Source organism: Thalassobaculum litoreum DSM 18839 (assembly GCF_900102465.1).
In the GTDB taxonomy this organism is placed as follows: domain Bacteria; phylum Pseudomonadota; class Alphaproteobacteria; order Thalassobaculales; family Thalassobaculaceae; genus Thalassobaculum; species Thalassobaculum litoreum.
The window spans coordinates 52,421-64,837 of record NZ_FNBW01000002.1; the positions used below are offsets into that span (position 1 = coordinate 52,421).

Sequence of the window (12,417 nt, forward strand, 5' to 3'; positions counted from 1 at the left end):
GTACGCCCCTAGACCACCTCGACCATACCCTCAAGATCGCTTGCCGACAGCCATTCGTCGTTGCTGTCGCTGGCATAGCGGAACTCCGGGTCGACGGGCTTCGCGCCCGCCCTGGTCCAGATCGCGCGCGGGCCGTCGGTGAAGGCCGGCAGGATGATGTAGCGGTCGTCGATCTCCACCGTGGTGCGGGCGTCGTCCTCCGGCACCATGACCTCGTGCAGCTTCTCGCCGGGGCGGATGCCGACCACCTTGTGCGGGAGGCCCGGGCCGAGGCAGGAGGCGACGTCGACGATCTTCATCGACGCGATCTTCGGCACGAAGATCTCCCCGCCCTTCATCATCTCCAGGCTGCTGAGCACGAAGTTCACGCCCTGCTGCAGGGTGATCCAGAACCGGGTCATCCGGTCGTCGGTGATCGGCAGATGGTCCTTCTTGTCGGCGATGAGCTGCTTGAAGAACGGGATCACGCTGCCGCGCGAGCCGATCACGTTGCCATAGCGCACCACCGAGAAGATGCAGCCTCCGGCCCCCGACAGATTGTTGGCGGCGATGAAGATCTTGTCCGAGGCGAGCTTGGTGGCGCCATACAGGTTGATCGGGTTGGCCGCCTTGTCGGTGGAGAGCGCGATCACCCGCTTCACGTTGCTGCGGATCGCCGCTTTGACGATGTTCTCAGCACCGTGGATGTTGGTCATCACGCATTCGAACGGGTTGTATTCGGCCGTCGGCACGTGCTTGATCGCGGCGGCGTGGATCACGTAGTCGACGTCGCGCATGGCCATCTCCAGCCGGTCCACGTCGCGCACATCGCCGAGGAAGTAGCGCATCTCCGGATGCTTCTCGACCGGGATCTCGAGGCCCATCTCGTACTGCTTCTGCTCGTCGCGGGAGAAGACGATGCAGCGCCGCGTCTTGAAGTTCGCCAGCACGGTCCGGATGAACTGCTTGCCGAACGACCCGGTGCCGCCGGTGACCAGCACCGTCTTGCCGTTCAAATCGATGAAGTTTTGATCGAACTGCCGCATGCGGCCCTCCCGCCTCGATCCCGCACCCTATCCCCTTCAGGGGAAGCGCGAATCACCCCGTATTGTCCCGCTCAGCGGCGCCGGCGGCAAGTTGGGCGTCACACGGCCCCATCGCCGATGCCGCCGCCGTTTCCGACGGCGCGCCTCAGCGCCGAGACGACATGCTCCACATCCGCGTCCGCCATCGCCGGGAACAGCGGCAGGGACAGGCAGCGGGCGTAGTAGCGGTCGGCACCCGGCAGCTCTGGGCTCGGGGCGGTCTCGCGGTAATAGGGCTGGCGGTGGACCGGGTGGTAATGGACCTGGGTTCCGATCCCGTCGTCGCGCAGCCGGCGCATGACGGTACCGCGCTCCACCTCCAGGGCTGCGAAGTCGATCAGCGCCACCGACAGGTGCCAGGACGGATCGCAGCCCGGCGCCACCGGCAGGGCCCGGACATGCGGTCCGCACCGCGCCAGGGCCGCCTGGTAGAGACCGCGCAGATGACGGCGGCGCTCGACAAAGCCGGCCAGCCGGCCGACCTGGGACAGGCCGAGGGCGGCATGGATGTCGGAGAGCCGGTAGTTGTACCCCGGCTCCGGCATCTCGTAGTACCAGGGGTTCGGCTCTCCCGACGCGTCGAATCCGGCCTCGCGGTCGGCGAACCGGGCCGGGTCGCGGACCATGCCGTGGTTGCGGTAGCGGCGCATGCGTTCGTCCAGTACCGGGTCGCGGGTGCAGAGCACCCCGCCCTCGCCGCTCGCCACGGTCTTGACCGGGTGGGTGGAGAACATGGCGATGGCGGACCGGGTGCAGGCCCCGACCGTCTCCCCGCCATTCGTCGCCCCGAGTGCGTGGCAGGCATCCTCGACGATCGGGATCTCCGGAAACGCCTTCGCCAGGCCCGCCACGTCGACGCAGTGGCCGTTCAGGTGGACGGCGACGATCGCCTTCACCCGCTCCCGGCCGGCCCGCGCCACCGCCTCGGCGATCGCCTCGAGCGTGGTCAGCCCGGTCTCCGGGTCCACATCGGCGAAGACCGGCTGCGCCCCGACATAGACCGCGCAGTTGGCGCTGGCGAGGAACGTCACCGTCGGGACCACCACCGCGTCGCCCGGGCCGACCCCCAGCGCCATCATCGCGAGGTGCAGGCCGGCGGTCCCGCTGGAACAGGCGACGGCGAAGGGCGCGTCGACGGCGGCGGCGAAGGCCGTCTCGAAGGCGTCGACCGTCGGGCCGGTGGTCAGAAAGTCGCCGCGCAGCACCTCCGCCACCGCCGCGATATCGGCCTCGTCGATGCACTGGCGGCCGTAGGGCAGGAAGGGCGGCGGAACGCTCATCGTGTTATTGCTCCAACCGGGGGTTATTGCGCTGAGGGGGTCATTGCTCGCGCAGGGCGGTCTCCAGCGACCGGGTCAGCGGCGAGATCAAGTATTCCAGCAGCGTCTGGTCGCCGGTGGAGATGATCACCATCGCCTGCATGCCCGGGACCAGTTCCACGCCGTGCTGGCGCATCATCTCTTTGCTCAGCCGGACGCGGGCCTCGTAATAGGGCTGGCCACCCTCCTGGGCCTGCATCACATCGGGGGAGATGTCGATCACCCGGCCGTCGATCGGCTTGGCGGTACGCTGGCTGTACGCGGTCAGGCGGACGGTGGCGGGAGCGCCGACCTGAACCACGTCGATATCCGTTGGCTGAAGCTGGGCACGGACGATCAACTCGTCGTTCTCCGGCGCGATGTTCATCAGCGGTTCGGCCGGCCCGATCACCCCGCCCTCGGTATGGAAGCGCAGCCCGTAGACCTTGCCGCCGATCGGCGCGCGCACCGTGTTGCGGGCGATCGAATCGTCGGCCGAGACGAGTTGCTCGCGCAGGTCGCGCAGCTGGGTCTGCGTCTCTCGCAGATCGGTTTCGATGTCCGAGCGGTTCTGCTCCCGCAGGGTCAACCGCTGGTATTCCGTCTCGGCAATGGTCTGTTCCGCGCGGGCCATCAGAGCTTCGCGGTTATCGATCGACCCCTGCAGCGCTGCCTGCTCGCGTTGTAGGGCCAACAGGCGCGGCTTGCGCTCCAGCCCCTTCTCGAACAGCTCGCGCACGCCCGAGATCTCTTCTTCGATGATGGCGAGCTGGCGGATATCCGAGCGTTGCTGCGCCTTGAGGGCAACAATCTCCTCGCGACTCTTGGCCACCCGCTTGTCGAGCAGCCCCTGCTGCCCTTCGAACGCGGCACCGCGCCCCTCGAACAGGCGGCGTTCGCCTTCCAGGATGGACTGGACATACGGATCGTCGGATTTGCTCGTGAGCGCGTCGGGGAAGTCGACCGTCGGCAGATCGTCCCGTTCGGCGATCAGGCGGGCCTCCTCGCCCATCAGCGCAAACATGCGCTGGACGAGCCGGCCCTGATTGACCGTGGCCTGGGTGCCCTGGAGGACCATCAGGACATCGCCCTCCCGGACCGTGTCGCCCTCCCGGACACGGATCTCCTTGATGATCCCGCCTTCCAGATGCTGCACGACCTTCTGGCTGCCCGCGACCTGGACCTGACCGGTGGCGATGGCGCCCGATCCCAACGGCGCGAAGGCCGCCCAGACGCCGAACACGCCGAAGAACAGGAACAGAATCGCGTACCCGACCCACAGGACGAAGCGCCAGGACATCGGGTTGCGCTCGGTATCGTGGCCCAGCGGGTCGTCCCACCGGGTCAGGTCCCTCGACTCCTCGCTACGCACCATCGCCATGACGTCGCTCCTCGCTCAGTCCTTGGTCGGATCGGCCGAAATGGCTCGAACGCTCTGCACCTGCAAGGAGGTCGCCCGGGCCTTGTAGGACGACGGCGGACGGACCACGGCGCCGCGGCCCCGCGGGCCCTTCGGCGCGTCGGGGGCGTCGTCCTCGGGGGTCGGCGGCTCCTGGATTTCCGTCGGTCCTTCCGCGTTCTGGGATGTCGCCCGGGACGTCTCCTCCAGACGCTCGACGTCGGGCTCGGCCGCGACGGTGGGACCCGACTCGGAAGGCCGCCGCTCCGGCTCGGACGGACGCGGGCGCTGCTCTCGCCCGTCGGTAATCTGCGAGGCCGGTCCCTCCAGCGCCGGACGTCGGCCCTGCTGCAGGAAGGACAGGGTCTCGTCGCGCGGGCCGAAGCGCTGCACCGTACCGCCGTTCAGCACCAGGATCTTGTCCATCAGCGCCAGGGTCGACGGCCGGTGGGTGATCAGGATCACCGTGACCTTCGCCGCCTTCATCGCCTTGAGGGCCTGAACCAGCGCGTCGTCGCCCTGACTGTCGAGATTGGCGTTGGGCTCGTCGAGTACGACCACCTTCGGCCCGCCGAACAGGGCGCGGGCAAGGGCCACGCGCTGACGCTGTCCCCCGGACAGGAGTTGGCCGCCCCAGCCGATCTCGGTGTCGTAGCCGTCCGGCAGGCGCAGGATCAGGTCGTGCAAGCCGGCGAGCTTCGCCGCCTTGACGACCTCTTCGGGGTCGGGGTTCTCCTGCAGCCGGCCGATGTTCTGCGCCACCGTGCCGGAGAACAGCTCCACGTCCTGGGGCATGTAGCCGATATGTGCGCCCAGCGCCTCGTTATCCCAGGAATAGATGTCCGCGCCGTCGAGCCGCACCGAGCCGACGGTCGGCTGCTGCACCCCGACGAGCAGCCGCGCCAGGGTCGACTTGCCGGCGGCCGACGGGCCGACGATACCGAGCGTCTCCCCCGGTTCGACCTCGAACTGGATACGCTGCAGGATCGGCTTGGCCAGGCCCTGGGGCTGATAGAACAGGTTCTCCGCCGTGATCCTGCCTTCCGGATCCGGCAGCCGCATGCGTTCCGGCTGGTCCTGGGCGGTAAGCAGGGTCTGCTCGATCTGCCGGTAGGCGGTGAAGGCCTCGACCATGCCGCGGGCCTGGGCCACGCCCTGCTCGATCGGCTGCAGCGCGCGTCCGAGGATCAGCACGCTGGCGATCATCATGCCGCCGGTCATCGGCGTATGCGGATCGATGATCTGGGTCGCCGCCACCGTCATGATCAGCATCTGGATCAGCATGCGGGTCGACTTGGAGATCGCCAGGAAGATCGCGGCGCGGTCGCTCGCCCGGCTCTGCAGCGCCAACACGGCCTCGTTCTCAGTGAGGAAGCGCCGGATGACCGACTGGCGCATGCCCATGCTCTCGACCACCGAGGCGTTGCGTACCGCGGCGTCGGCGGCGGCATAGGCCCGGTTGGAATAGGCCTGGGCCTCGTTCAGGGCCGGGCGCGTCAGGTGATCGTTGGTCAGGCCGAGCGCCAGCATCACGAGCGCCCCACCGACCGCGGCCAACCCCATCGGCAGGTTCAGGTAGAGGATCAGCAGCAGGAAGATCGGCACCCAGGGAACGTCGAGCACCGTCAGCATCGCCGGTCCGGTCAGAAAGTTCCGCAGGACGGAGAGCTGGCGCAGGGCATTGCTGTTGGCCGTCTTCGAGCGGTCCAGGGCCTCGGCCACGGCGGACGACAGCAACAGAGGCGCGATCCGTCGGTCGATCCAACGCGAGATCCGTACGAAGGCGAAGGATCGCACGCTGTCGAGTGCCGCCTGAACGGCCAGCGCGCAGGCGGCGATCATCAGCAGCAGGAAGAGCGTCGACTCGCTTCGGCTGGCCAGCACCCGGTCGAAGACCTGGAACATGAACAGCGGCATGGTCAGCATCAGGAGATTGACGAAGAAGCTGAAAATGCCACAGGCGAAAAAGGCCGTGTAACAGGCCTTCAGCAGATTGTGGACGGATACTGGTTCTTGCTTCTTCATCGCGGCACCGACGTTTCCGGCCTCGTTGAGGCGGGGGCTTTAGCGCCCGAAAGAGTACCGCCGGCCGACCCCGCCAGCAGGGGTCTCCCTATATTCAATCTTCCGTAAACTTCGCGAGATCGATATCGCCATGCCGGAAGGGGATCCAGTACTTCGTCTCGCTGTTGTACTGAATGCCGTAGATGTTCGTGCAGAACACCTTGACCGGCGGCTTGGTCTCGCCGGATTCAGTCTCGGTTCGGGCGGCGTCGACCAGGTCCGAGCCTTTGAACTTCTCCCAAGCGGCAGCAACATCGCTCCGGTCCGCCTCGGGAAGGTCGTTGATCTCCATGGCGAGATCCCAGGTCTTCTCCAGGTCGTTCCAAAGATCGTCGAGATATTTACCCATTGTGTCGTCCGCAATCGCTATGGTGGCCGCATCATGGATGGGGGCCGATTTGGCTGTCTTGGCTTATAGCCAAACCAGCACATCCATTAAAAGGGAATTGTCATCCCCACGCCCGCTCCGGAGTGTGTTACGAAACGGGAATTGTTGCAAATCCTCAGTCGCCCGACGGAGACTGGAAGCCAATTGTCCGGATCGCCGATGCCTTCAACACCCCACACGCCCGCCGCCGATGAGGAGAGCGGGAATACTCCCCGACATGACAAGGTCGCTTCGACCGCCCTGCTGGTTCTCGGCATGCACCGCAGCGGCACCTCCGCCCTGACGCGTGTGGTCAACCTCCTCGGCGTCGAGCTGGGCACCGACCTCATGGAGGCGGCGGAAGGCAACAACGAACGCGGATTCTGGGAACATCAGGGCGTCGTCACCCGCCACGACCGGCTCCTGGCCGATCTGGGAATGCGATGGGACGACCCGCGCGCCATGCCCCGGGACTGGCTGACGCATCCGGCGACCCTGGCCGCCCGCAGCGACCTGGAAGCGATTCTGGACGCCGAGTTCTCCGGTGCGGCGCTGTGGGGGGTGAAGGATCCCCGCATGTGCCGCCTGCTGCCTCTCTGGCGCGAGATGCTGGCGGCGCGGGGGGTGCGGATGACCGTGCTGCACATGCTGCGGCACCCGCTGGAAATCGCCCGCTCCCTGGAGCGCCGCGACGCCATGCCCCGCGGCCGGGCGCTGATGCTGTGGCTGCGCCATCAGATCGAGTCCCTGACCGCCAGCGACGGCGCGCCCCAGTCCTGGGCCAGCTTCGACCGGCTGATGGCCGGCTGGCGCGACGAGATGAACCGGGTGGACGGCGACCTGCACCTGGGCTTCGCCGGGCGAATGGACGGCGTCGGCGCCGAGATCGACGGGTTCCTCGATGTCGGGCTGCGTCATCATGCGCTGGACGACGATGTTCTGAAGAGCGAGCCGGCACTCGCCGCCTGGGTCGGCCGGGTCTACGACGCGGTGCGCCTGGCCGATGACGGCGACCGGGAGACCGCCCTGGCGGCGGCCCGGGAGGTTCAGGACGAGATCGACCGCGCCTCGTACTATTTCGACGACACCTTCGCCGACTGGGCGGGGCGCGAACTGCGCCTGCGCGAAGAGATCGAGACCCGCGACGGCCGCATCCGACTGCTCGACGACAGCGTGCAGGAACGCGACGGCCGGGTGGCCGAACGCGATTTCAGGATCGCCGAGCGCGAACGCCAGATCGCCGAGCGCGACCGGACGATCATCGACCGCAACGATGTGATCGAGAGCCTCAACGGAACGATCGACGAACTGCGCGACGACATCGACGACCTTCAGCAGGAGGTGAAGACCCGCGACGGCCACATCCACAATCTGGCGGCCGCCCGCACTGAGCTTCAGGACCATATCGCCGCCCTGGAAGGCTCCACGTCCTGGCGCATCACCGCGCCGATGCGCAAGGTCGGCAACTGGGTGCGACGTCTGCGCCGGGTGACCCACACGCTCACCCCCGGCGAGCTGTTTCGCATGGACCATGTCGAGGGCGATGTCTGGGAAGCGACCGACACGTTCTCGATCATGGTGCTGCGCTCCAGCCGCGGCCGGATGCCGAGCGGGTGGGTCGAACTCACTTACTGCATCAAGGCCGACAAGATCGCCGCCCCGTCCCTGTTCGCGGATCTCGGAGCCGGCACCTCGGAGATCGACCGCAAGCGGCTGCCGGTGACCAAGGGCGAGACGGTCACCTGCTTCGTGCGGCTGCCCGACGACGTGAAGGGCCTGCGCCTCGACCCGATCAGCTGGAAGGGCCGGTTCGAGATGGGGCCGATCCGGGCGCGGGAGATTAGCCGCCTGGAACTGCTGCGGGTGTTGATCGCCAACGCCTATTCCCAGGAGGGCATCCGCCCGATCTTCGGCAACCTGCGCCGCGGCGGCGTCCAGGGACTCAAGGAGTTCCTGATCAAGAAGCTGCCCAAGCCGATCGAGACCTATGACGACTGGCGCGACATGTTCTACGCGCTCACCGACAGCGACCGGGCGGCGATCCGGACCCATGTCGCGCGTATGGCGACCAGGCCGGTCTTCTCCGTGGTCATGCCGACCTACGAGACGCCGCCGGCCCTGCTGGAGAAGGCGATCGAAAGCGTGAAGGCGCAGCTCTACGACGCCTGGGAGCTGTGCATCGCCGATGACGGTTCCAAGAGCCCGGAAACCCGGGGAATGCTGGAGCGCTATGCCGCGCAGGACCCGCGCATCAAGGTCGTCTTCCGCGAGACCAACGGCCATATCTCGGCCGCCAGCAACTCCGCCTTGGAGGTCGCCACCGGCGAATGGATCGCCCTGCTCGACCATGACGACGAGCTGACCGAGGACGCGCTGTACTGGATGGCCGCGAGCCTGGAGGCCGATCCCGACGCCGACATCCTGTACTCCGACGAGGACAAGATCGACGAGGAAGGACGGGTCTCCGATCCCTACTTCAAGCCCGACTGGTCGCCGGAACTGTTCCTGTCGCAGAACATGCTCAACCATCTCGGGGTCTACCGCCGCACGCTGGTCGAGAAGGCCGGCCGCTTCCGCGAAGGCTTCGAGGGCAGCCAGGACTACGATCTGGCCCTGCGGGTGCTGGAGCAGACCAGTCCGGAGCGGGTGCGCCACATTCCGGCGGTGCTGTACCACTGGCGCATGGTTGCCGGCAGCGTGGCGCTGGGCACCGGCGAGAAGACCTATCCGTACGAGCGGGCCCGCAAGGCGATCGCCGAACACCTGGAGCGCAGCGGCGTGAAGGCCGAGGTCGTCGCCGGCCGCGACGGGCTGAGCCACCGGGTGCGCCCGGCCCTGCCGACCCGCAAGCCCCACGTCACCGTCATCGTGCCGACCCGCGACCGGGTCGACATGATGCGGATGGTCGTCACCGGGCTGCTGGAGAAGACCGGCTATCCGAACTGGGACCTGATCGTCGTCGACAACGGCTCGCAGAAGGCGGAGACGCTGGAATACTTCGCCGAGATTCAGAAGGACGACCGGATCACCGTCCTGCGCGACGACGAGCCGTTCAACTTCTCCCGGCTGAACAACCGCGCCGCCGAGCAGGCCAAGGGCCCGCTGCTGCTGTTGCTGAACAACGACATCGAGCCGATCGACGACGGCTGGCTGGAGGAGATGGTGCGCCAGATCCAACGGCCGGGCGTCGGCGCGGTCGGCGCGAAGCTCTACTATCCCAACGACACCGTCCAGCATATGGGCGTGACTACCGGCATCGGCGGCGTCGCCGGGCATTTCGACAAGCATCTGCCGCGCGAGGCTCCAGGCTATTTCAGCCGCGCCCAGCTGATCCACAACGTCTCCGCCGCCACGGCCGCCTGCCTACTGACCACCAAGAAGATCTACAGGCAGATCGGTGGCATGAACGAGAACGAGCTGAAGGTGGCGTTCAACGACGTGGACTTCTGCCTGAAGATCCGCGCCGCCGGGCATCGCATCGTGCTCACCCCCTATGCCGAGCTGTACCACCACGAGTCGGTGTCGCGCGGCCTGGAGGACACCGCCGAGAAGCGCGACCGCTTCCGCGGCGAGATGATGTGGATGCGGAACAAATGGGGCGACGCGCTCGACGCCGACCCCTATTTCAATCCGAACCTCAGCCTGGATCAGGAGACCCCGACCTTCGCCATCCCGCCGCGGGTGCCCAAGCCCTGGGAGCCCGGCGACGAGGATAGCGAGGACCGGTCGGAATCCGCCTGATCGCCCCCATCAGCGCCGGTCGGCGCTGCGGGTGTAGAGCACGCCCATGCTGTCCGACAGGGTGATCGGCCCGCCGATGTAGTCCCCGCCGATCGGCGGGGTGCGCAGGGCGACGTTCCAACCGTCTCCCGCCAGACCTTTGATCGGCAGGGTGAGCGGGTCGAAATCCTCCATCGCCCCGCCTTCCAGATGGGCGATGGCGAAGACCTGCTCGCCGTCCGGGCCATGGCGCAGCGTGCCGAACAGCACCCGGCCGTCCACCGGTTCGCGATACTCGTAGACATCCTCGGGCCGCAGATTGTCGCGCAGCCACGGGCGGGCATGGCGGAACGCCCGAAGACCCAGGTTGAACGCGGTCTGGCTCTCGCTCAGCGCCGCCTCGTAGCCCGACACGTTGCAGTAGTCGTGCATGTCGTCCATCCAGGCCCGGGCGATCTCCTTCAGGATCGGCACGGTGAACGGCGCCGGGCCGGCGAGCGGCGGGTCGACCTGGTTCAGCAGCGTGGCGATGACGTCCAGGTCGTAGCCGGTGACCTCGACCAGGGCGGGCAGGAACTCCATGAAGCGCACCAGGCTGTCCCGGTCCTCGAAGCCCATGGCCTTCAGCCGGCGGAACGCCATCGGCACCGAGTAGGAGTAGTTGTCGACCTGCCATTTCAGCGAGATCGCCTCCTCGGCCACCACCTTGACCCCGTACTGGTCGTCCTGGTTGCGGATGAAGCCCCAGCTCGCCCGCGCCGACGCGTTGAGAAAGTCCATCGGCACGCCGGGGAACACGCCGTAGGTGATCAGCGAGACGGCCGGATTGTCATAGGCCTTGTCGAGGATCTCCATCCGCGTGTCGCCCAGGCGGGTATTGACGTTGAGCTTGGGGTTGATCTGGGTGCCGCGGCGCAGGGTGTCGTGATTGGCGCACCCCGAGATCCAGTGCGCGCCATGCTCCATGATCTCGCGGATCCGCCACCACTTGGACAGCCAGAACGTGTACAGGAACGGCGTGTTGTGGGCGAAGGTCAGCGGCCCCCACTGGAACACGTCGTCGTCGCGCTGGGCGTCGATCACCGCGCGGTAGGTCGAGGACAGTTCCCAGTCCTCCTGCGGCCAGGGGCGACCGTCCTCGAACACGAACCAGGGCCGGTAGCGGCGCCCCGCCACCTCCTGCACCACGTCGGACATGGACTGCAGGTACTCGTCGTCATGCACGACCTGTTCGGTATTGCTGTCCCAGTAGGTGAAGTCCTGGGCGCCGTCGACCCGGATGCCGTCGGCGCCGAAATTCGCCTTGCGCCGCTGCATCTCCAGCAGCACGGCGCGCACGATGCCGTTGCGGTAGTTGAGATTCTGCCCGTACATGTTCGGGCCGGCGAAATAGTGGTGGTTCAGCGCCTTCAGGCCCTGGTTGTCGCTGTGGCCGAAGACCACGTCGAAGACCAGCTTCTTCGGCCCGCCCGGGAAGGTGTGCAGCACGGCGGCGAGGTCGACCAGTTCGTCCGGCCGTCCCGTCTCCAGGATCGCCGGGTTCACCGCTCCCATGCCGGCGATGACGATGTCGTAGCCCCAGTTGGTGGTGTTCGGACGGTGCAGCTCGACGGTGACGCTGTCATCGTCGGGATCCGCGTCCGCGATCTCCTCCCAGAAGTCCGGACCGGTCTCGAACACCGTGGTCGGCTCCACCGGGAGCAGCTGAACCCCATCATAGCCGAGGAAGATCCGGTCCGCCGGCTCCACCGGCAGCTTCATGCGCACGCGCTCGGCGAGGTGTTCGTACCGGCGGGTCAGGCTGGCCAGGGTGCCGCCGGCCGTCGCCGTGGCCACGTGGATCTGCAGGATGTTCACCGGAGGCCCGAGCTTGACCGGGTCGCCCTCCGGCAGGCTTTCGAAATAGGCCCGGTCGCCGCGCTGCGCCTGCATCGCCACGATGTCATAGTACTCGGCCGGCGCAAAGACGCCGAACGGCAGCGAGGCGGCCAGCGGGTCGAGGATGCGGTGCCAGCCGTCGTCGTCGCGCCAGGCGAGCGCGTAGAACGAGCCGATCTCGTCGCGCGTGCCGGCCCGCATGCCCTCCACCGCGGCGAAACAGAACGCCTCGCAGCGGCCGATCGGAACGAGCTGGCGCTGCATCCTCAGGGTCTGGCGCGAGACGGTCAGGTCGACCGGCTCCTCCGGCTCCAGCACCTCCAGGAAGATGTCGCCGTCCGGAACCCGGCGGTCGAGCAGCTCCGGCGCCCAGAATCCGACTTCGCACAGACCATCGCGCTTATGGGCGCCGAGACCGCGGGCGATCTGAAGACCGGCATCGAAATGGGTGGCCGAGGTGTCGAGCGCGTTGCGGCACCACGCCACCAGCTCCCGTGTCCGTTCTTCGTTCTGAGTGACCGCGGTCGTCATCGCGATTCCTTCCTCTTCAAAGTGGTAAGGATGCCCCGCTGGACCAGCATAGTGCTAACCGGGAGAGTGCCGGGGGATCAACCCGGACAGTGCTGC

Annotated in this window: 7 protein-coding genes; 1 reads left to right on the top strand and 6 read right to left on the bottom strand. The window is 67.2% G+C overall.

Going from position 1 to position 12,417, the window contains the following annotated elements; genetic code table 11:
* Positions 1-8: 8 nt before the first annotated feature.
* The 5 genes from pseB to BLS34_RS03440 all read right to left on the bottom strand — a co-directional run bounded on the left by pseB (position 9) and on the right by BLS34_RS03440 (position 6,174).
* Positions 9-1,025 carry a UDP-N-acetylglucosamine 4,6-dehydratase (inverting) gene (gene pseB, locus BLS34_RS03420; RefSeq protein ID WP_028793977.1) on the bottom strand — a complete coding sequence of 339 codons (1,017 nt, stop codon included), beginning with the start codon at positions 1,023-1,025 and terminating at the stop codon, positions 9-11.
* Between the two features lie 98 nt (positions 1,026-1,123).
* Positions 1,124-2,344, bottom strand: a complete 1,221-nt coding sequence (gene pseC / locus BLS34_RS03425; RefSeq protein ID WP_093148205.1) for a UDP-4-amino-4,6-dideoxy-N-acetyl-beta-L-altrosamine transaminase — start codon at positions 2,342-2,344, stop codon at positions 1,124-1,126.
* A 40-nt stretch (positions 2,345-2,384) separates the two neighbouring features.
* Positions 2,385-3,743: an HlyD family type I secretion periplasmic adaptor subunit gene (locus BLS34_RS03430; RefSeq protein ID WP_051244434.1), complete on the bottom strand. Its 1,359-nt coding sequence runs from the start codon at positions 3,741-3,743 to the stop codon at positions 2,385-2,387.
* Between the two features lie 15 nt (positions 3,744-3,758).
* Positions 3,759-5,786: a type I secretion system permease/ATPase gene (locus tag BLS34_RS03435; protein WP_093148207.1), complete on the bottom strand. Its 2,028-nt coding sequence runs from the start codon at positions 5,784-5,786 to the stop codon at positions 3,759-3,761.
* A gap of 94 nt (positions 5,787-5,880) precedes the next feature.
* The gene (locus tag BLS34_RS03440; protein WP_038013942.1) at positions 5,881-6,174 is read right to left on the bottom strand and encodes a hypothetical protein; all 294 of its coding nucleotides are present in this window, start codon (positions 6,172-6,174) and stop codon (positions 5,881-5,883) included.
* A gap of 198 nt (positions 6,175-6,372) precedes the next feature.
* Here BLS34_RS03440 and BLS34_RS03445 point away from each other — a divergent pair, with 198 nt between their 5' ends.
* On the top strand, positions 6,373-9,933 hold the full coding sequence (locus BLS34_RS03445; RefSeq protein ID WP_093148208.1) for a glycosyltransferase: 3,561 nt from the start codon (positions 6,373-6,375) through the stop codon (positions 9,931-9,933).
* A 9-nt stretch (positions 9,934-9,942) separates the two neighbouring features.
* Here the strand turns inward: BLS34_RS03445 and gghA are convergent, their stop codons facing one another.
* Positions 9,943-12,321 (bottom strand): glucosylglycerol hydrolase, encoded by a 2,379-nt coding sequence (gene gghA / locus BLS34_RS03450; protein WP_093148211.1) that lies wholly within the window; start codon positions 12,319-12,321, stop codon positions 9,943-9,945.
* Positions 12,322-12,417 lie beyond the last annotated feature (96 nt).

Bases quoted from the DNA above. Each gene is read 5' to 3' on its own strand.
- pseB (WP_028793977.1), bottom strand. From the start codon at position 1,025: ATGCGGCAGTTCGATCAAAACTTCATCGATTTGAACGGCAAGACGGTG.
- gghA (WP_093148211.1), bottom strand. From the start codon at position 12,321: ATGACGACCGCGGTCACTCAGAACGAAGAACGGACACGGGAGCTGGTG.
- BLS34_RS03430 (WP_051244434.1), bottom strand. From the start codon at position 3,743: ATGGCGATGGTGCGTAGCGAGGAGTCGAGGGACCTGACCCGGTGGGAC.
- pseC (WP_093148205.1), bottom strand. From the start codon at position 2,344: ATGAGCGTTCCGCCGCCCTTCCTGCCCTACGGCCGCCAGTGCATCGAC.
- BLS34_RS03445 (WP_093148208.1), top strand. From the start codon at position 6,373: ATGCCTTCAACACCCCACACGCCCGCCGCCGATGAGGAGAGCGGGAAT.
- BLS34_RS03440 (WP_038013942.1), bottom strand. From the start codon at position 6,174: ATGGGTAAATATCTCGACGATCTTTGGAACGACCTGGAGAAGACCTGG.
- BLS34_RS03435 (WP_093148207.1), bottom strand. From the start codon at position 5,786: ATGAAGAAGCAAGAACCAGTATCCGTCCACAATCTGCTGAAGGCCTGT.